15 protein-coding genes are annotated in these 18,066 nt (G+C 73.5%); 9 read left to right on the top strand and 6 right to left on the bottom strand.

Annotation, left to right across the window (positions count from 1 at the left end; all coding sequences use genetic code 11):
- Positions 1 to 123: 123 nt before the first annotated feature.
- Both ACFYM0_RS24850 and speB read right to left on the bottom strand, forming a co-directional pair.
- Positions 124 to 1,791 carry a thiamine pyrophosphate-binding protein gene (locus ACFYM0_RS24850; protein WP_388505013.1) on the bottom strand — a complete coding sequence of 556 codons (1,668 nt, stop codon included), beginning with the start codon at positions 1,789 to 1,791 and terminating at the stop codon, positions 124 to 126.
- A gap of 49 nt (positions 1,792 to 1,840) precedes the next feature.
- The gene (speB, locus tag ACFYM0_RS24855; protein ID WP_327252855.1) at positions 1,841 to 2,809 is read right to left on the bottom strand and encodes an agmatinase; all 969 of its coding nucleotides are present in this window, start codon (positions 2,807 to 2,809) and stop codon (positions 1,841 to 1,843) included.
- Between the two features lie 117 nt (positions 2,810 to 2,926).
- Here speB and ACFYM0_RS24860 point away from each other — a divergent pair, with 117 nt between their 5' ends.
- Both ACFYM0_RS24860 and ACFYM0_RS24865 read left to right on the top strand, forming a co-directional pair.
- The gene (locus ACFYM0_RS24860) at positions 2,927 to 4,741 is read left to right on the top strand and encodes a helix-turn-helix domain-containing protein (protein ID WP_388505016.1); all 1,815 of its coding nucleotides are present in this window, start codon (positions 2,927 to 2,929) and stop codon (positions 4,739 to 4,741) included.
- 132 nt (positions 4,742 to 4,873) lie between these two features.
- Positions 4,874 to 6,121: a hypothetical protein gene (locus tag ACFYM0_RS24865; RefSeq protein WP_388505019.1), complete on the top strand. Its 1,248-nt coding sequence runs from the start codon at positions 4,874 to 4,876 to the stop codon at positions 6,119 to 6,121.
- Positions 6,122 to 6,165: 44 nt separating this feature from the next.
- Here the strand turns inward: ACFYM0_RS24865 and ACFYM0_RS24870 are convergent, their stop codons facing one another.
- The gene (locus tag ACFYM0_RS24870) at positions 6,166 to 7,038 is read right to left on the bottom strand and encodes a hypothetical protein (RefSeq protein ID WP_388505022.1); all 873 of its coding nucleotides are present in this window, start codon (positions 7,036 to 7,038) and stop codon (positions 6,166 to 6,168) included.
- Between the two features lie 246 nt (positions 7,039 to 7,284).
- Between ACFYM0_RS24870 and ACFYM0_RS24875 the strand changes: the two genes are divergently transcribed.
- The 3 genes from ACFYM0_RS24875 to ACFYM0_RS24885 are packed head-to-tail and all read left to right on the top strand — an operon-like array spanning position 7,285 to position 10,353.
- A complete protein-coding gene (locus ACFYM0_RS24875; RefSeq protein ID WP_254383175.1) occupies positions 7,285 to 8,442 on the top strand; it encodes an acyl-CoA dehydrogenase family protein in 1,158 nt (385 codons plus the stop codon).
- Between the two features lie 18 nt (positions 8,443 to 8,460).
- A complete protein-coding gene (gene tesB, locus ACFYM0_RS24880) occupies positions 8,461 to 9,339 on the top strand; it encodes an acyl-CoA thioesterase II (RefSeq protein WP_388505025.1) in 879 nt (292 codons plus the stop codon).
- Between the two features lie 45 nt (positions 9,340 to 9,384).
- Positions 9,385 to 10,353: a cation diffusion facilitator family transporter gene (locus ACFYM0_RS24885; protein ID WP_388505425.1), complete on the top strand. Its 969-nt coding sequence runs from the start codon at positions 9,385 to 9,387 to the stop codon at positions 10,351 to 10,353.
- Here the strand turns inward: ACFYM0_RS24885 and ACFYM0_RS24890 are convergent.
- The gene (locus tag ACFYM0_RS24890; protein ID WP_388505027.1) at positions 10,331 to 10,792 is read right to left on the bottom strand and encodes a MarR family winged helix-turn-helix transcriptional regulator; all 462 of its coding nucleotides are present in this window, start codon (positions 10,790 to 10,792) and stop codon (positions 10,331 to 10,333) included. The two genes, ACFYM0_RS24885 and ACFYM0_RS24890, sit on opposite strands and share 23 nt — an antisense overlap.
- Positions 10,793 to 10,894: 102 nt before the next feature.
- Here ACFYM0_RS24890 and ACFYM0_RS24895 point away from each other — a divergent pair, with 102 nt between their 5' ends.
- Positions 10,895 to 11,767 (top strand): SDR family NAD(P)-dependent oxidoreductase, encoded by an 873-nt coding sequence (locus tag ACFYM0_RS24895; protein ID WP_388505028.1) that lies wholly within the window; start codon positions 10,895 to 10,897, stop codon positions 11,765 to 11,767.
- A gap of 44 nt (positions 11,768 to 11,811) precedes the next feature.
- Here ACFYM0_RS24895 and ACFYM0_RS24900 read toward each other — a convergent pair whose 3' ends face one another.
- Positions 11,812 to 12,609: a phosphatase gene (locus ACFYM0_RS24900; RefSeq protein WP_388505031.1), complete on the bottom strand. Its 798-nt coding sequence runs from the start codon at positions 12,607 to 12,609 to the stop codon at positions 11,812 to 11,814.
- Between the two features lie 74 nt (positions 12,610 to 12,683).
- Entirely contained in the window at positions 12,684 to 13,274 is a 591-nt protein-coding gene (locus ACFYM0_RS24905; protein WP_388505034.1) for a TetR/AcrR family transcriptional regulator, read from the bottom strand.
- 109 nt (positions 13,275 to 13,383) lie between these two features.
- On the opposite strand from ACFYM0_RS24905, the gene ACFYM0_RS24910 reads away from it, so the two are divergent.
- The 3 genes from ACFYM0_RS24910 to ACFYM0_RS24920 are packed head-to-tail and all read left to right on the top strand — an operon-like array spanning position 13,384 to position 18,063.
- A complete protein-coding gene (locus tag ACFYM0_RS24910) occupies positions 13,384 to 15,000 on the top strand; it encodes a carboxyl transferase domain-containing protein (protein WP_388505036.1) in 1,617 nt (538 codons plus the stop codon).
- Between the two features lie 16 nt (positions 15,001 to 15,016).
- Positions 15,017 to 17,134 carry a biotin carboxylase N-terminal domain-containing protein gene (locus tag ACFYM0_RS24915; RefSeq protein ID WP_388505038.1) on the top strand — a complete coding sequence of 706 codons (2,118 nt, stop codon included), beginning with the start codon at positions 15,017 to 15,019 and terminating at the stop codon, positions 17,132 to 17,134.
- Complete coding sequence (locus ACFYM0_RS24920) at positions 17,131 to 18,063, top strand: hydroxymethylglutaryl-CoA lyase (RefSeq protein WP_388505041.1); 933 nt, start codon at positions 17,131 to 17,133, stop codon at positions 18,061 to 18,063. The genes ACFYM0_RS24915 and ACFYM0_RS24920 overlap by 4 nt, the downstream gene beginning before the upstream one ends.
- The last annotated feature ends 3 nt before the right edge of the window (positions 18,064 to 18,066 follow it).

The raw sequence follows: 18,066 nt of genomic DNA on the forward strand, positions 1-18,066 counted from the left end.
CCGCGCGCGGTGCTGGTCCTACGGGGGCACAGGAGGGCCCAGGGGGCTACGGGGGCTCAAGCGGCTACGGGGGCTACGGGGGCCTGCTGCAGGTCGCCCGATCCGCGCCCGGCCGGGCAGCCCTCAGACGTGGGTGGGTTCGAACATCTTCAGCTCGGCCGGAAGGAGCAGGAGCGAGGGGCCCGGGGTCTTCAGGGACGCGGCCAGGTCCTCGCGGAGGGATTCCGGGGTGGTCGTGGTCGCCGGAACGCCGAAGGAGGCCGCCAGGGCCACGAAGTCGGGGCGGGTCAGGCTCGTGCCCGTCTCGCAGCCGTACTCGCGCAGGATGCCGTAGCCGCCGTCGTCCACGATCAGCCAGGTGACGTCCAGGTCGTGCTGGCGGGCGGTGGCCAGGTCGGCGATCGAGTACATCGCGCCGCCGTCGCCGGAGACGGCGAGGACCGGGGTGCCCGGCTCCGCGACGGCCGCGCCGAGGGCCGCCGGGAAGGCGTAGCCGAGGCCGCCCGCGCCCTGCGCCGAGTGCATGGTGTTGGGGTGCTTGGCGTCGAAGGCCGACCAGGCCCAGTACGACAGGATCGTCATGTCCCAGAAGGACGGGGAGCGGGGCGGGAGAGCCTGCCGGATCGAGGTCAGGAGCTGCTGTTCCAGGGTCAGGTCCTGCTGGGCCAGGCGGGCCGCGATGTCGGCGAGGAGCAGGGCGACGCGCTCCGGGGCCTGCGGGTCGGGGCGTTCGGCGACCGTTTCGAGGAGTGCCTGCAGGGCGAGGCGGGCGTCCGCGTGGATGCCGAGGCCCGCGTGGTTGGACTCCAGCTTGCCGAGGTCCGCCTCGATCTGGACGACCCGGCCCTCCGGGAAGAACGTGTGGTAGTTCGAGGACAGTTCGCCCAGGCCCGAGCCGACCACCAGCAGGACGTCGGCGTCCTCCAGGAAGTCCGTCATGTGGCGGTCCTCCAGCCAGGACTGGAGGGAGAGCGGGTGGGTCCAGGGGAAGGCGCCCTTGCCGCCGAAGGTGGTGACGACGGGGGCGTTCAGGCGTTCCGCGAGCTGCTTCAGCTTGCCCGCCGCGTCCGAGCGGATCACCCCGCCGCCCGCGATGATCACCGGGCGCTCGGCGTTCTCCAGCCAGTGGGCCGCCAGTGCGGTCAGCTCCGGGCGCGGGGCCAGCTCGTGCGGGGTCGCGTCCATGCCCGTGACCTGCGGGATGACGGTTTCCGTGCGCAGGACGTCTTCCGGGATCTCCACCCACACCGGTCCGTGCGGGGCGGTCAGCGCCGATTCCCAGGCCTCGGCGATCACGGACGGGATCTGGGAGGGGGTCCGGGCCGTGTGCACGGACTTGACCACGTCCCGGAAGGAGGCCGACTGGTCGCGCAGCTCGTGCAGGTGACCGCGCCGGCCGCCGCCCAGGCCCGGGGTCGGTACCTGCGAGGAGATCGCCAGGACGGGCGCGGACGCCGCCGCCGCCTCGGCCAGGGCGGGGAGCGCCATGAGCGCGCCCGGGCCCGTGGACAGGAGGAGCGGTGCCGCCTCGCCCGTCATCCGGCCGTACGCGTCCGCGGCGAACCCGGCGTTGTTCTCCGTACGGAGTCCGACCAGGCGCAGGTCGGAGCGGCCGACGGCGTCGAAGAGGCCCAGCGCGTGCTGGCCGGGCAGCCCGAAGACGGTGGTCGCGCCGAGCGAGCGCAGCATCTCCACGACCAGGTCCCCGCCCGTGCGCCCCGGCGGGGGCGCGAGCGCCGCCGCCTTCTGGGCTTCGGTGGGACGGAGTACCAGGTCGTGGTCGTGCGTCACGCTCTTCGTTGCCCTTCGGGTTCGCCTTCGCCTCGCCTGCGCGCTGTGCCTAGCGGGCGCCGCGTGCCGCAGAGATCTGACGGCTCATGATCGTGGTCAGCTCGTACGCGGTGTGCGAGGCCGCGACCGAGGTGATCTCCGCGTGATCGTACGCCGGGGCGACCTCGACGACGTCCGCCGAGACCAGGTTGCAGGAGGAAAGCCCGCGGATGATCTCCAGCAGCTCGCGGGAGGTCATGCCGCCCGCCTCCGGGGTGCCCGTACCGGGGGCGTGCGCCGGGTCCAGTACGTCGATGTCGATGGAGATGTACAGCGGGCGGTCGCCGATGCGCTGGCGGAGCTGGTCGGCGACCTCGTCGGCGCCGCGGCGGTAGACGTCGGCCGAGGTGACGATGCCGAAGCCCATCTTGGCGTCGTCGTCCAGGTCCTGCTTGCCGTACAGCGGGCCGCGCGTGCCGACGTGGGACAGGGCCTCGGTGTCGAGGATGCCCTCCTCGACGGCGCGGCGGAACGGGGTGCCGTGCGTGTACTCGGCGCCGAAGTAGGTGTCCCAGGTGTCCAGGTGGGCGTCGAAGTGGAGCAGCGCGACCGGGCCGTGCTTCTTCGCCACCGAGCGGAGCAGGGGCAGTGCGATGGTGTGGTCGCCGCCGAGGGTCATCAGGCGGGAGCCGTTGCCGATCAGCTCGTCCGCGGCGGCCTCGATCGTGTCGACGGCCTCGTTGATGTTGAAGGGGTTCGCCGCGATGTCGCCGGCGTCGGCGACCTGCGCGAGCGCGAACGGGGAGGCGTCCTGCGCCGGGTTGTACGGGCGCAGCAGGCGGGAGGCCTCACGGATCGCGTTGCCGCCGAAGCGGGCGCCGGGGCGGTAGGAGACTCCGGAGTCGAAGGGCACGCCGACGACGGCCACGTCGGCCTTGCCGCCGACCTCGTCCAGGCGGGGCAGCCGGGCGAAGGTCGCGGGGCCCGCGTAGCGCGGGATGCGGGAGGAGTCGACGGGGCCGCGCGGCTGCGTGCTCATGGGGGGCCTTCCGGGGAGGTGTGCGGTGCGGTCCTTCGAGCGTAAACGGACACCTCGGGTCGGCGAAGTGTACGTTTCATCCATCCGGCTCCACCGATGTGTACGGAGTATCCACTCATGGAAGCCCCTCCCACCCCGCCGGTCGCGCTCGGGCGGCTGCTCGCCGACCACGAGCTGGGGCTGCGCCACCTGGCCGGGCCCGCCGAGGCCGAACTGCACGGGGTGCACGCCTCCGAGATGGCGGACCCGTCCCCCTACCTGCTGGGCGGCGAACTCCTCCTGACGGCGGGGGCGGGCCTCGCGGGGGCGGACGCCGGTCCGGCGGGAGCCGGGCCCGCCGATGTTCGCCCCGGCCACGGGGGCGCGGAGCACGCGGCCACCCGGCGCGCCCACACCGAGCGGGCCACCACGGACCCGGCCGACACCGGGCAGGTGGGTGCCGGGCAGGTGGGTGCCGGGCACGCGGCGGGCGAGCTGATCGACGCCGGAGCGTACGTCGCGCGGCTGGTCCGGGCCGGCGTCGGAGCTGTCGGGTTCGGGGTGACTCCGGTGCACGAGACCGTGCCCGGGGCCCTGATCGAGGCCTGCGAGCGGTACGGGCTGCCCCTGGTCGAGGTGCCGCCCGGGACCCCGTTCACCGCGGTCGGCCGGAGCGTCTGGCGGCTGATGGCCCGGGCCCGGACGGCCGAGCTCCGCCGGGTGACCGAGGCCCAGCAGTCCCTGGCGGCGGCCGCCGCCCGCCCGGACCCGGTCCCGGCCGTCCTGCGCCGGCTGGCGGCGACCCTGGGCGGCTGGGCCGGCCTCCTCCCCGCCGGCCGGCCGGAAAGCCCGGGGACCCCCGAAGCCGGGGCCGGTCCGGCCGCCCGGGACGCACCGCCTCCGCGGGGAGCCGCCGCGCCGGGCGGCGCGGCCTCCGCCGGGGAACCCGGCACCGCCGCGGCCGCAGCGGCCGGGCCGGGCCCGGCCACGCCGGGGGCCGGGCCCGGGCCGGGGGCATCCGCGGCGGGCGGACCCGGAACGTCCGCCGGGCCGGCCCCCGGCCCCGAGGTGCTGGACGCGCTCGGCACGCTCGCTCAGCGGGTGGCGGCCGGTGGAGCGGTCACCGCGACGGGTGCGCACGCCGGGCTCCACCTCGGCGTCCACGCCCTCGGCGGCGGCCGGGTCCTGGCCCTGGCGACCCCTTCCCGGGCCCCCGGGGACCACACCATCGCCTCGGTGGCAGCCGTCCTGCTGACCCTGCTCACCGCGCACCGCCCGGCCGGGGCCGAGGCCGCCCTGACCCGGCTGCTCCTCGGCGGGGACCCGGCCGGGGCACTGGGCCCCGGGCCCTGGTACGCCGTCCACGCCCGCGGCACCGGGGACCCACGGGCCCTGGCGGCCGCGCTGGGCACCGTACTGCTGGACCCGCGCGGGGACTCCGCGCCCGGGGATCCCGCGCGCGAGGGCTCTGCACACACAGGCTCTGCGCACCCGGGCTCCGTGCGCCTGCTCACCGACCGCGAGCCCACGCCGCAGCCCGGGTGGCGGCTCGGGGTGAGCGCCGCGGCCGAGCCGGGGGGCCTGCCCGGCGCCGACGCGCAGGCCGGGCGGGCCCTGGAGCGCGCCGAGGCGGCCCGTACCCCGCTGGTCCGCCACCGGGATCCCGGTTTCGCGGGCCTGGTCGGCGCGGCCGAGGCCCGCGCCCACGCCGAGGCCCTGCTCGGTCCCCTCTCCCCCGCGCTCCGGGACACCCTGCGCGGCTGGCTGGCCCACCACGGGAGCTGGGACCGCAGCGCGGCCGCCCTCGGGATCCACCGCAACACCGTCCGCCAGCGGATCGCCCGCGCCGCGGACCTCCTGGGCGGGGCCGACCTGGACGATCCGGACACCCGGATGGAGCTGTGGTTCGCATTGCGCTGGTCCCCCGCTCCGCCCGGCGCACCCCTCGGCTGACGCCGGCCGCGGACGGCCGCGCTCCTCGCCCCCGCCGATGTCCGGATCCGATCTGTCCGTGCCTGTCCATTACGGCAAGGATGTCCCCCGACCAGCAGTCGGCTCTCGCACTGTCGATCCGGGGGGGGATCCATGGGAACCAGAACGATGCGGGGCGGCCTCAGGGCGGCGGGGACCCTGCTCGCCGCGCTCGCGCTGACCGCTCCCGTACAGACCGCCGCCGCACGAGCGGCTTCGGCTCCGGTCCCGGAGGGGGCCGCCGCGCGCTGCACACCGTCCGTTCAGGTGCTGGAGAAGCTGCCCCGCGCGGAGGATCCGCACCCGAGCCCGTGGGTGCGCCGGACCGAGGTCACCGCCCTCGCCCCCGGGCCTTCGCGGCTGGCCGTCGGCATGAGCGGGTACGCCCCCGCCTACTGGGTCGGAACGAAGGTGTTCGCCGTACCGCTGCCCGCCGGCTCGAACGGCGCGGGCCGGGTGCTGGGCGTCAACCGGCACGGCCTGATGGTCGGGGAGCTGATCATCACGGGCGAAGGCTCACGGGCGTTCAGCTACCGGGCGGGCGCGCCGGCCGTCACGCTGCTGCCGGGCGGGAACACCGCCGTCGGCGTCAACGACCGGGGCGTCATCGTCGGCGGGTTCCGGGACGAGACCCGGCTGCGGACCGTCGCCGTGAGGTGGTCGGGCGACGGCCGGGTCCGCCGCGAGCTGCCCGCGCCCGCCGGATCCACCTTCTCCCACATGGCCGCCGTCAACAACGCCGGACAGATCGCCGGGAACGCCTACGTGCCCCACGAAGGCTTCAACTACGGCAGGGGGGCCCTGTGGCCCGCCGGCCCGGCCGCCGCCCCCGCGCTGCTCGCGACCGGCGGCGTCCCGACGGACGTCTACACCGTCCTGGCGCTGGACGAGTCCGGGCGGACCGTCGGCCGCCACCGGTCCGGCGGTGACGGCCGGGAACACGGGGTCGTGTGGCGCACCCCCGACGGGCCTCCCGCCGACGCGCCACTGGCCTCGGGTTCCGTGGGCAGCAGCTTCGAGGACGTCAGCCCGGTCACCGGGGTGGCGGTCGGCGTGGCCGACTTCTCCTACCCCTACCCGGGCTACCCGGACCTGCCGGGGTCCATGGCGGAGTACTGGACGGGCAGCGGGCCGATGCGCGTCCTGCCCGGGATCGGCGGCGCGGAGAACTACAGCACCGCGTACGCGGTGTCGGACGACGACCGGGTCGGCGGCGCCGCCCAGGACGCCCTGGGCGCCGTCCACCCGGTGATCTGGACGTGCGCCTCCCGGCAGGCGTACGTGCTGCCCGGTGATCCCGGTCCCCGGCCGGACCCGCTGCGGGCGCCCGCGGCGGGTCCGGCCGGGGACGGCGGGGACTAGGTCGTCTCTTTCGGATCTTGCCGGTCAGACCGGCCGTCGGCCCGTCACGGGTTGGCGGTCACCTCGAAGCCGGCGCCGAAGACGTCGGCGGGGTCCGCCGCGTCACGGGCGCGCAGGTCGGCCATGATGTTCGCCGAGCTCGTGTAGGCGTACATGGGGAACCCGAGGATGATCGCCTTGGTGATGCCCGCCCAGGGTCCCTGGGCCTGGCCGCCGTTGGCCTCGGACGGGTAGGCCGACCCCGGCACGTGCCAGATCGTGGGCCCGCCGGAGTCACCGGCCTTGTGCTGGGGGTGCGCCTGGTAGACGCCCCGGTCGTTGTTGGTGATCCGGCCGTACCAGACGCCGAGTTGGCCGGAGACGACCAGTTCGTTGTTGTTGAACCAGGCGGCGCCGATCAGCCGTTCGCTGTTCAGGGTGGGGGTGAGCGCGTTGGGACTGGGGATCCCGCCGGGCACCTCCATCACGCCGGTCTGCTTCAGGTGCGGGCCCTGGGACGAGAGGGTCACGCCCGCGACCAGCTCGATGACCATGTAGTCCTTGGTGAGGTGTCCCGTCGAGGAGCCCTCCGGGTCCTTGAACCAGCGGACGTACCCGATGGGCCCGTAGCCGATGTCCTGGCGGTGGTAGACCGGGATGACGTCCTCGCGGATCTCCCGGTCCGCGTAGGCGGGGCCGGATATGCAATGCCCGGCCGAGATCGCGATCTTCCGCCCGTAATCGTCGTTGCCGACGGCCCCGATGGTGCAGAAGGAGTCGGGGCGGGCGGGGTCGAAGGCGATCTGCATCGCGTTGTGCACGCGCTTCTCCTGCCGGGGCGCCTCCGCCCGCTGCCCCTGCGCGGCGCCGGCCGTACCCGCGCCGAGCACCACGGTGGCGGCGAGGGCCGCCGTAAGACTCAGGAGTCTCCTGATCATGCCGGTTCCTTCTCTGTCGGGGACGGTGTGCGGAGCCACGAGTCAAGCCGTGGGAGAGGTGACGGCAGAAGGGGGTATCCGGCCAGTCGCCCTTGGCCACGTCCCCCTTCCGGGGCCCGGTCCGCGGAAAGGTCCCGGGTCACACCTCCCCGCCCTGGACAGCTGGAGTGACCGCCGGGTAACTTAGCTATGAGCAAGCGCTTAGCTATGAAAGCGGCGGACCGCCGCGACCGAAGGGAGCCGGCCGTGCGCCGTACCGTTTTCAACGAGGACCACGAGGCGTTCCGCGAGACCATCCGCGCCTTCATCGAGGCCGAGGTCGTCCCGGTCTACGACGAGTGGTTCGCGGCCGGCCAGGCCCCGCGCGAGTTCTACTACAAGCTCGGCGAGCTGGGCATCTTCGGGATCAACGTCCCCGAGGAGTTCGGCGGCGCCGGCCTGGACACCCACAAGTTCGAGGCCGTCCTCTACGAAGAGACCTCCCGCGCGGGCGTCAACTTCGGCGGCTCCGGCGTGCACGTGCTGCTCGCCCTCCCCTACATCAAGATGCTGGCGAGCGACGAGCAGAAGAAGCGCTTCCTGCCGAAGTTCGTCTCCGGCGAGGAGATGTGGGCCCTGGCGATGACCGAGCCCGGCACCGGCTCCGACGTCGCGGGCATGAAGACCACCGCGAAGCTCTCCGAGGACGGCACGCACTACGTCCTCAACGGCTCCAAGACCTTCATCACGGGCGGCGTGCACGCCGACCGCGTGATCGTCTGCGCCCGCACCTCCGCCCCCAGCGAGGACGACCGCCGCTTCGGCATCTCCCTCTTCGCCGTGGACACCAAGTCCGAGGGCTACTCCATCGGCCGCAAGCTCGACAAGCTCGGCCTGCGCACCTCCGACACCGCCGAGCTGGCGTTCGTCGACGTGAAGGTCCCGGTCGAGGACCTGCTCGGCGAGGAGAACAAGGGCTTCTACTACCTCGGCGCCAACCTGCCGTCCGAGCGCTGGGGCATCGCCTTCGGCGCGTACGCGCAGTCCAAGGCCGCCGTCCGGTTCGCCCAGCAGTACGTGACCGACCGCACCGTCTTCGGCAAGCCGGTCGCGCACTTCCAGAACACCAAGTTCGAACTGGCCGCCTGCCAGGCCGAGGTGGACGCCGCCGAGGCCGTCGCCGACCGCGCCCTGGAGGCCCTGGACGCCGGTGAGCTCACCGCCGCCGAGGCCGCTTCCGCGAAGCTGTTCTGCACCGAGGTCGCGCACCGCGTCATCGACAAGTGCCTCCAGCTGCACGGCGGCTACGGCTACATGAACGAGTACCCGATCGCCCGCCTGTACGCCGACAACCGCGTGAACCGCATCTACGGCGGCACCAGCGAGGTCATGAAGTCCATCATCGCCAAGTCGATGGGCCTGTAAGGCATCTAGCCTTCCCCCATGAACGAGGCACTGACGACGCTCCTCGATCTGCTCGACCTCGAGCAGATCGAGGAGAACATCTTCCGCGGTACCAGCCGTTCCGCGCTGGTACCGCGGGTCTTCGGCGGGCAGGTCGCGGCCCAGGCCCTGGTCGCGGCCGGCCGTACCGTGCCCGAGGACCGCACCGCGCACTCGCTGCACTCGTACTTCCTGCGTGCGGGTGACCCCGGCGCGCCCATCGTGTACTCGGTCGACCGGATCCGCGACGGACGCTCCTTCACCACGCGCCGCGTCGTCGCCGTCCAGCACGGCCAGCCGATCTTCCACCTCTCCGCGTCCTTCCAGACGTACGAGGAGGGCCTCGACCACCAGAGCGCGATGCCCGACGCCCCCGATCCGGAGACCCTCCCCACGGCCGCCGAGTCCCTCCCGCACTACCGGGAGGTCTTCCGCGACCCGGGCACGGTGGAACGGCTCATCGAGGCGCGCGGAGCGGTCGACCTGCGATACGCGACGGTCCCGCCCTGGGGCAGCGTCGGCGAACCCGTCGAACCGCGCTCGCAGGTGTGGTTCCGTACCGCCGACAAGCTGGCGAGCGACGACGCTCTCCTGCACACCTGTCTGGCCACCTACGTCTCCGACATGACCCTGCTCGACTCCGTGCTGCTCGCGCACGGGAAGGGCGGATGGGCGGTCGGCGACGTGGTCGGCGCCTCGCTGGACCACGCGATGTGGTTCCACCGGCCGTTCCGCGCCGACGAATGGCTGCTGTACGACCAGGAGTCGCCCTCGGCGGCCGCCGGCCGGGGCCTGGGCCAGGCCCGGATCTGGACCCAGGACGGCAGGCTCGCCGTGACGGTCATCCAGGAGGGCGTGGTGCGCGTCCCGCGCGCGTAGTACGACCGTCCGACGTAACGTCACACCATGTCCAGCAGCGATGCGATGGTGAACGGCAGCGGAAGCGACGGCCTGGGCGAGGACCCGGGTGGGAACGAGAGCGTCGGCACGGTCGTCGTCGCCGTCGTCACGAACCTCGGCATCGCCGCGGCCAAGGCCGTGGGAGGAGTCGTCAGCGGATCGAGCGCGATGCTCTCCGAGGCGGCGCACTCGGTGGCCGACACCGTGACCGAGGTGATGCTCCTGGCCTCGCTGAAGCGGAGCGCGAAGCCTGCGGACGAGGCGCACCCGCTGGGCTACGGGCCCGAGCGGTACATCTGGGCACTCCTCGCATCGATCGCCACCTTCGTCGGCGGCGCGGTGTTCGCCGTCTACGACGGCATCCACACACTGGTCCACGGGGAGGACCCCGGCAATCCGACCCTGTCCTACATCATCCTGGCCGTCGCCGCCGTCCTGGAGGGCTACTCCCTGCTGGTCGCCTGGCGGCAGGTCAAGGGCGAGGCGGCGCGGATGCGGGCGCCGCTGGGCCTCTACGTGAAACACACCCCGGACACGGCCGTGAAGGCCGTCCTCCTGGAGAACGTGGCCGCGCTGATCGGGCTGGCCCTGGCGGCCGGCGGCCTGCTCGGCGCGCAGCTCACGGGCTCGGGCGCCTACGACGGGGTGGCCTCGCTCCTCATCGGGCTGCTGCTGGTGTGGGTGGCGTGGGAGCTGGGGCGCTCGAACGCGCAGTACCTGATCGGGCGGCCGCTGCCGGAGGCGATGCGGGCGCAGGTACGGGAGGAACTGCTGTCGGTGCTGCACATCGAGGGCGTGCTCGAGCTGACCACGATCGTGCAGGGGCCGTCGGAGGTACTGATCGCCGCGAAGGTCGACTTCCACGACCTGGCGTCCGCCGCGCAGGTGGAGGCGGCGTGCGAGATCGCCGAGGCGCAGCTCCGGGACCGCTTCCCGGCGATCCGCCGCGTCTACCTGGACCCGACTCCGACTACCCCTGCGGGCGGGCCTTGAGCTTGGCCCATACCGCTTCCAGCGCGGCGATGTCCGCATCGTCGAGCCGGTCGTCGAACACCTCGGCCAGCGCCTCGCGGCGGGTGGCGTCGGCCTCCTCGAAGGCGCGGCGCCCGGCGTCGGTCAGTGCGACGCGGATCGAGCGGGCGTCCGTCGGGGACGGTATCCGCTCGACGAACCCGCGGGCCTGGAGCGAGTCCGTGACGCGCGAGACCTGACTGCGGCTGAGCAGGGTCCTGGCCCCCAGCTCGGAGGGGGCGACCGGCTCGGGCTGGGACCGGAGCCACAGCATGACCTCGAACCAGGACAGCGGCAGGTCGTGGCGGCGGGTGAGGGCCTGGTCCACCCGGGCGGTGAGGGTGGTGCCCGCCCAGACGAGGCCGTAGAAGGCGTGGTCGCGGGGGGTGAGGGGGCCGAGGGTGAAAGTGTTGTCCGCCATGCGGCCAGGATACCCGTTTGCGTGTACGCACACACAACGGTAATCTGTGTGTGTACACGCGAAGGTTATTGGCGTGTCGCCCACCGCACCCTGGAGACCCTCATGACCCCCGAAGCGACGCCCGAGACGCCCCTCACCCGCAAGACCGTCCTCATCACCGGCACCTCCTCCGGCATCGGCCTCGCCGCCGCCGTTGCGGCCGCCGGGGCCGGCTGGCACACCGTCGCCACCATGCGCGACACCGGCCGCGCCGACGCCCTGCTCAAGGCCGCCGAGGAGGCCGGCGTCGGCGACCTCGTCCAGGTGAAGCGCCTCGACGTCACCGACGCCGCGGCCGTCACCGCCTGCGTGGCCGAGGTCGTGGCCGAGCACGGCCGCCTCGACGCGGTGGTGAACAACGCCGGAGCGGGCTCCGTGGGCACCGTCGAACAGCAGGGCATGGAGCCGGTCCGCTCCGCCATGGAGGTCAACTACTTCGGCGTCGTCGAGCTCACCCGCGCCGCCCTCCCCCACCTGCGCGCGACCGGCGGCCGCGTCATCACGGTCACCAGCGTCGGCGGAGTGGTCGGCCAGCCCTTCAACGAGTTCTATTGCGCGGCCAAGTTCGCCGTCGAGGGCTTCATGGAGTCGCTCGCACCCGTCGCCGCCACCGTCGGCGTCGCGGTCACCGTCGTGGAACCGGGCGCCGTGGCCAGCGAGTTCGTCACCAGCCTGCGGCTCGACGTCCCGGCCATGCTCGCCGAGGCGGGCCCGTACGCCCCCGCACTGAAGGCCTACATCGAGCGCACCACGCAGTCCTACGCCGGCGCCCAGACCCCCGAGGAGGCCGCAGCGCCGATCGTCGCCGCACTGACCGCCGAACGGCCGCCGTTCCGCGTCCAGACCTCCCAGTGGGCCCGCGACTTCGTCGCGCCGAAGCTCGCCGACCTCGACGGCTCGGCCGTGCAGACCCTCACGGGCGGCTGGGTCCGCTGAGCCGGGGGCCGGCCCCCGGGGCGCGGCGCCGCGCCCCGGCCTGACTACAGCAGGCCCGCCGCCGCGAGGAGGTACGCGACCACCGGGTCGTAGAAGCGCGGGTCGCGGACGTGGTCGTCCAGGGGGACCGCCACCTGGAGGGTGCCTTCGGCCTCGGCCAGGAAGAGCGCGGGGTCGTTGCAGTCGGCGTAGCCCACCGCGTCCAGCCCGCGCTGCGCCGCGCAGCCCGCCCAGCCGTGGTCGGCGACGACCAGGTCGGGCTGGGGGCGACCCAGCGCCGCCAGCGCGTCCAGGATGGCCGCCATCGGCTCCGGCGAGTGGGTGTGCCACAGCGTGGCGCCCCGCTCCAGGACGGCGACGTCCGCGAACTGCCACACCGAGCCCTCGTCGGCGACCAGCCCCGGCGGGATCACCACGATCTCGCAGCCCGCGGCGCGCAGCGCGTCGGCCGTGGCCCGGTGCACGTCGAGCAGCCCGCCCGGGTGCCCCGTGGCCAGCAGCACGCTCTGCCGGTCCAGCGCGGCCTTGCGCAGGCGCGCGGCCATCCGGTCCAGGGCGGACACGGTGAGTTCGGGGTCGATGGTGTCCTGTCCGACGCGGTGCGCGGGGTCGTCCACCACACCGCAGCGTTCCGCCATCACCGCGAGCACGTCCTGCTCGTCCGTCCAGCGGTCGCCCAGCTCCAGGCCCAGCCAGTAGTGCCGGTCGCCGTTGGCGAGCTTGCGGTAGTGGGAGAGGTTGTTGTCGCGCGGGGTGGCCACCTCCCCCGCGATCCGCGTGCGGACCAGGTGGTCGATGAGTTCGGCTCGGCTGGGGACAGGCGTCTCTATCGGCTTCGGCATGCGACCCATTCTGCCGCCGCGCGCCCGGAGCCGTCCCTTCCATCCCGCCCCCCGGACACCCCGGCCGCCGCGCCTCATCCCGACAGCGCCCCGAAGGCCCCGTTCGCGAGCCGTCGCAGCAGCGACTCCGTCGCGTCCCGGCCGAGCGCCGCGAGGTGCGGGGTGGAGTTCAGCAGGCCGAAGACCGCGTGCACGGAGACGCGTACCTCCGCCTCGCCCACCTCGGGGTGCAGCTCCCGTACGACGTCGACCCACAGCTCGACGTACTTGCGCTGCAGCTGCCGTACGAGCTTGCGGTCGGCCTCGCGCAGCCGGTCCAGTTCCCGGTCGTGGAGGGTGATCAGCGCCCGGTCGTCGAGCGCGAAGTCGATGTGGCCGTCGATGAGGGAGGCCAGTACTGCCGCCTGGTCCCCGTGCGGGGCGGCGGCGGCCTCCTCCACCCGACGGCGGCCGCCGGTGAGCAGCCGTTCGCTGATGCCGACGAGCAGCTCGGCGAGCATCGCGTCCTTGCCCGCGAAATGCCGGTACAGGCCGGGGCCGCTGATGCCGACGGCGGCCCCTATCTCGTCCACGCCCACGCCGTGGAAACCACGCTCGGCGAAGAGGCGCGCAGCCTCGCCGAGGATCTGCTCGCGCCGGGTCGGGACGGCCGCTCTGGTGCTCATGGGAATCCATTCTAGACAGGGCCGTTAGCGGTCGTTAACCTAAGTCCCACATGCGTTAACGCTCATTAACCGAATGAACCAGAGCGCACCGAGCAAGGGAGCTCGACCGATGCAGCAGGCACCAGTGCTGACGAGCGCCGCCGACCCGGCGTCCGATGCCTGGCGGGCCAACGAGGCCGCCCACCGTGAGCTCTCCGAGGGCCTGCGGGCCCGGCTGGAGGCTGCCCGGCTCGGCGGCGGCGAGAAGGCCCGCGCCCGCCACACCGCCCGCGGGAAGCTGCTGCCGCGCGACCGTGTGGACGCCCTCCTCGACCCCGGGTCCCCCTTCCTGGAGCTGGCCCCGCTGGCCGCCGAGGGGATGTACGGGGGCGCGGCCCCGGCCGCCGGGGTGATCGCCGGCATCGGCCGGGTCAGCGGCCGCGAGTGCGTGATCGTCGCGAACGACGCCACCGTCAAGGGCGGCACGTACTACCCGATGACCGTGAAGAAGCACCTGCGCGCCCAAGAGGTGGCCCTGGAGAACCGTCTCCCCTGCCTCTACCTGGTCGACTCGGGCGGCGCCTTCCTCCCCATGCAGGACGAGGTCTTCCCCGACCGGGACCACTTCGGCCGCATCTTCTACAACCAGGCCCGCATGTCGGGGGCCGGCATCCCGCAGATCGCCGCCGTCCTCGGCTCCTGCACTGCGGGCGGCGCGTACGTGCCGGCCATGAGCGACGAGGCCGTCATCGTCCGCGGACAGGGAACGATCTTCCTCGGCGGCCCGCCGCTGGTGAAGGCCGCCACCGGCGAGGTGGTCACGGCCGAGGAGCTGGGAGGCGGCGAGGTCCACTCCCGGATCTCCGGGGTCACCGACCACCTCGCGGAGGACGACGCCCACGCGCTGCGGATCGTACGGAACATCGTGGCGACCCTGCCCGAGCGCCAGGCCCTGCCCTGGTCGGTCGAGGCTCCCGAGGAGCCCAAGGTGGACCCGTACGGTCTGTACGGCGCGGTCCCCGTCGACTCCCGCACCCCCTACGACGCCCGCGAGATCATCGCCCGGATCGCGGACGGCTCCCGCTTCCAGGAGTTCAAGGCGGAGTTCGGACAGACCCTGGTCACCGGCTTCGCCCGGATCCACGGGCACCCGGTCGGGATCGTCGCCAACAACGGCATCCTGTTCTCCGAATCGGCGCAGAAGGGCGCGCACTTCATCGAGCTGTGCGACCAGCGGGGCATCCCGCTGCTCTTCCTCCAGAACATCTCCGGCTTCATGGTCGGCCGGGACTACGAAGCGGGCGGCATCGCCAAGCACGGCGCCAAGATGGTCACGGCCGTGGCCTGCACCCGGGTCCCGAAGCTCACGGTGGTGGTCGGCGGCTCGTACGGCGCAGGCAACTACTCGATGTGCGGGCGGGCGTACAGCCCCCGGTTCCTGTGGATGTGGCCCAACGCCAAGATCTCCGTGATGGGCGGCGAGCAGGCGGCCTCCGTCCTGGCGACGGTCAAGCGCGACCAGATCGAGGGCGCGGGACACGAGTGGCCGGCCGAGGACGAGGAGGCCTTCAAGGCCCCGGTCCGGGCGCAGTACGAGGAACAGGGCAACGCCTACTACGCCACGGCGCGGCTGTGGGACGACGGGGTCATCGACCCGATGGAGACCCGGCAGGTGCTGGGACTGGCCCTGACCGCGTGCGCGAACGCTCCCCTGAGCGACTCGGGCTTCGGCATCTTCCGTATGTGACGTGAGGACCTCACTGATGTTCAGCACTGTTCTGGTCGCCAACCGGGGCGAGATCGCGGTCCGCGTCATCCGCACGCTGCGGGAGCTCGGCATCCGTTCCGTGGCCGTCTTCAGCGACGCCGATGCGGACGCCCGGCACGTGCGGGAGGCCGACACGGCCGTCCGCATCGGCCCGGCGGCGGCCGCCGAGAGCTACCTGTCGGTGGAGCGGCTGCTCGACGCGGCGCGCCGGACGGGCGCCGAGGCCGTCCACCCCGGCTACGGCTTCCTCGCGGAGAACGCCGCCTTCGCGGCCGCCTGCGCGGACGCGGGCCTGGCCTTCATCGGGCCGCCGGCCTCGGCGATCTCCCTGATGGGCGACAAGATCCGCGCCAAGGAGACCGTCAAGGCCGCGGGCGTGCCGGTGGTCCCGGGCTCCTCGGGCAGCGGGCTGTCCGACGCCGAACTGGTCGCCGCCGCCGAGCAGATCGGCATGCCGGTGCTGCTGAAGCCCTCGGCGGGCGGCGGCGGCAAGGGCATGCGGCTCGTACGGGACTCCGTGCTGCTCGGCGAGGAGATCGCGGCGGCCCGCCGCGAGGCGAAGTCCTCCTTCGGCGACGACACCCTGCTCGTGGAGCGCTGGGTGGACCGCCCGCGGCACATCGAGATCCAGGTGCTGGCGGACGCGCACGGGAACGTGGTCCATCTCGGGGAGCGCGAGTGCTCGCTCCAGCGGCGCCACCAGAAGGTGATCGAGGAGGCCCCGTCGGTCCTGCTGACGCCCGAGCTGCGGGCCTCGATGGGCGCGGCGGCGGTGGAGGCGGCACGGTCCTGCGGGTACGTCGGCGCGGGGACGGTGGAGTTCATCGTCCCGGGCGGGGACCCCTCCTCGTACTACTTCATGGAGATGAACACCCGGCTCCAGGTGGAGCACCCGGTGACCGAGCTGATCACGGGCCTGGACCTGGTGGAGCAGCAGCTCCGGGTCGCGGCGGGCGCGGAGCTGGGCTTCGGCCAGTCGGAGGTCCGGCTGACCGGGCACGCGATCGAGGCCCGCGTCTGCGCGGAGGACCCGGCGCGGGGCTTCCTGCCCTCCGGCGGCATGGTGCTGGCCCTGTCGGAGCCGGACGGCGGCTCGGTCCGTACGGACTCCGGTCTGGCGGCGGGGGTCGACACCGGCTCCACGTACGACCCGATGCTGTCGAAGGTCATCGCCTACGGGCCCGACCGGGCGGCGGCCCTGCGGGTGCTGCGCGGTGCGCTCGCCGACACGGTGATCCTGGGCGTCCAGACCAACACGGGCTTCCTGCGGCGCCTGCTCGCGCACCCGGACGTGGTGTCGGGCGACCTGGACACCGGGCTGGTGGAGCGGGACCTGTCCCGGCTCCTGCCCGAGGGGGTGCCCGCAGAGGTGTACGCGGCCGCGGCCTTGCTGTCCGTCCCCCACCCCGCCCCTTCCCGAAACCCCGCCGGGGGCTCACAGGACGCCCGGACCGGCGGCTCCGCCGCCTGGGTCGACCCGTTCGACGCCGCCACCGGCTGGCGCCTCGGCGGCACCCCCGCCTGGACGGTCCACCACTTCCGCCTCCCGGGCCAGGACCCGGTCACGGTCCGCACCCGTCCCGCCGGAACGGGCCCGGACACGGAGCTCCTGCTGTCCACGGACGACTCCGTGACGCAGCCGAATCCCGGACCCGACGGCGGCGCCCGGCCGAATCCAGCCCCGCCGACCCCGGCCCGGGGCCGGATCGTGCAGCTCGCCCCCGAGCACCTCACCGTGGAACTCGACGGGGTCACCCACCGGTTCAGCCACGCCACCTCCCCGGAGGGGACCTGGCTGGGCCGCGACGGCGACTCCTGGCACGTGCAGGCGCACGACCCGGTCGAGGCCAACCTCCGCGGCGCGGGACGCGGCGGCGCCGACACCCTCGCCGCCCCGATGCCCGGCACCGTCACGGTGGTCAAGGTCGCCGTCGGCGAGAAGGTGACCGCCGGGCAGAGCCTGCTCGTCGTCGAGGCCATGAAGATGGAGCACGTCATCTCCGCCCCGCACGCCGGCACCGTCACCGAACTCGACGTCACCCCCGGCACCACCGTCGCCATGGACCAGGTCCTGGCCGTGGTGACCCCGGACGAGGAGGAGAAGGCCGAATGAACGGGCTTCCGATGAGCTTCCCGGAGGACGGCCTCCCGGCCCGGATCCGGATCCACGAGGTAGGCGCCCGGGACGGGCTGCAGAACGAGAAGGCGACCGTCCCGACCCGCGTGAAGGCCGAGTTCGTCCACCGGCTGGCCGCCGCCGGGCTCACCACCATCGAGGCCACCAGCTTCGTGCACCCCCGGTGGGTCCCCCAGCTGGCCGACGCCGAGGAGCTGTTCCCCCTCCTCGGCGACGTGCACGCCGAGCTGCCGGTCCTGGTTCCCAACGAGCGCGGGCTGGACCGCGCGCTCGCGCTGGGTGCCCATCGGATCGCCGTGTTCGGTTCGGCCACCGAGACCTTCGCCTCCCGCAACCTCAACCGCACGGTTGCCGCGTCCCTCGAGATGTTCGAGCCGGTCGTGGCCCGCGCCAAGGAGCACAAGGCGCACGTCCGCGGCTACCTCTCCATGTGCTTCGGCGACCCCTGGGAGGGGCCGGTCCCGGTCCACCAGGTGGTCGGCGTCGCCAAGGCCCTCCTGGACCTCGGCTGTGACGAGCTGAGCCTCGGCGACACCATCGGCGTCGCCACCCCGGGGCACGTGCAGGCCCTCCTCTCCGCGCTGAACGAGGAGGGCGTGGGCACCGACCGGATCGGCGTGCACTTCCACGACACCTACGGCCAGGCCCTGTCCAACACCCTCGCCGCGCTCCAGCACGGCGTGACCACCGTCGACGCCTCCGCGGGCGGCCTCGGCGGATGCCCGTACGCCAAGAGCGCCACCGGCAATCTCGCGACCGAGGACCTCGTCTGGATGCTCGACGGCCTCGGCATCGAGCACGGGGTCGATCTTGCCGCCCTCACCGCCACGAGCGTGTGGATGGCCGAGCAGCTGGGGCGTCCCAGCCCCTCCCGCACCGTCCGCGCCCTCTCCCACAAGGAGTAACGA

Origin of the sequence: Streptomyces sp. NPDC006487 (genome assembly GCF_042870555.1) — a bacterium.
In the GTDB taxonomy this organism is placed as follows: domain Bacteria; phylum Actinomycetota; class Actinomycetes; order Streptomycetales; family Streptomycetaceae; genus Streptomyces.

What these genes read in the sequence shown, in the direction of transcription:
- speB (WP_327252855.1), bottom strand. Translation starts at nt 2,809, where the DNA reads ATGAGCACGCAGCCGCGCGGCCCCGTCGACTCCTCCCGCATCCCGCGC.
- ACFYM0_RS24860 (WP_388505016.1), top strand. Translation starts at nt 2,927, where the DNA reads ATGGAAGCCCCTCCCACCCCGCCGGTCGCGCTCGGGCGGCTGCTCGCC.
- ACFYM0_RS24865 (WP_388505019.1), top strand. Translation starts at nt 4,874, where the DNA reads ATGGGAACCAGAACGATGCGGGGCGGCCTCAGGGCGGCGGGGACCCTG.
- ACFYM0_RS24870 (WP_388505022.1), bottom strand. Translation starts at nt 7,038, where the DNA reads ATGATCAGGAGACTCCTGAGTCTTACGGCGGCCCTCGCCGCCACCGTG.
- tesB (WP_388505025.1), top strand. Translation starts at nt 8,461, where the DNA reads ATGAACGAGGCACTGACGACGCTCCTCGATCTGCTCGACCTCGAGCAG.
- ACFYM0_RS24885 (WP_388505425.1), top strand. Translation starts at nt 9,385, where the DNA reads ATGGTGAACGGCAGCGGAAGCGACGGCCTGGGCGAGGACCCGGGTGGG.
- ACFYM0_RS24890 (WP_388505027.1), bottom strand. Translation starts at nt 10,792, where the DNA reads ATGGCGGACAACACTTTCACCCTCGGCCCCCTCACCCCCCGCGACCAC.
- ACFYM0_RS24895 (WP_388505028.1), top strand. Translation starts at nt 10,895, where the DNA reads ATGACCCCCGAAGCGACGCCCGAGACGCCCCTCACCCGCAAGACCGTC.
- ACFYM0_RS24900 (WP_388505031.1), bottom strand. Translation starts at nt 12,609, where the DNA reads ATGCCGAAGCCGATAGAGACGCCTGTCCCCAGCCGAGCCGAACTCATC.
- ACFYM0_RS24905 (WP_388505034.1), bottom strand. Translation starts at nt 13,274, where the DNA reads ATGAGCACCAGAGCGGCCGTCCCGACCCGGCGCGAGCAGATCCTCGGC.
- ACFYM0_RS24910 (WP_388505036.1), top strand. Translation starts at nt 13,384, where the DNA reads ATGCAGCAGGCACCAGTGCTGACGAGCGCCGCCGACCCGGCGTCCGAT.
- ACFYM0_RS24915 (WP_388505038.1), top strand. Translation starts at nt 15,017, where the DNA reads ATGTTCAGCACTGTTCTGGTCGCCAACCGGGGCGAGATCGCGGTCCGC.
- ACFYM0_RS24920 (WP_388505041.1), top strand. Translation starts at nt 17,131, where the DNA reads ATGAACGGGCTTCCGATGAGCTTCCCGGAGGACGGCCTCCCGGCCCGG.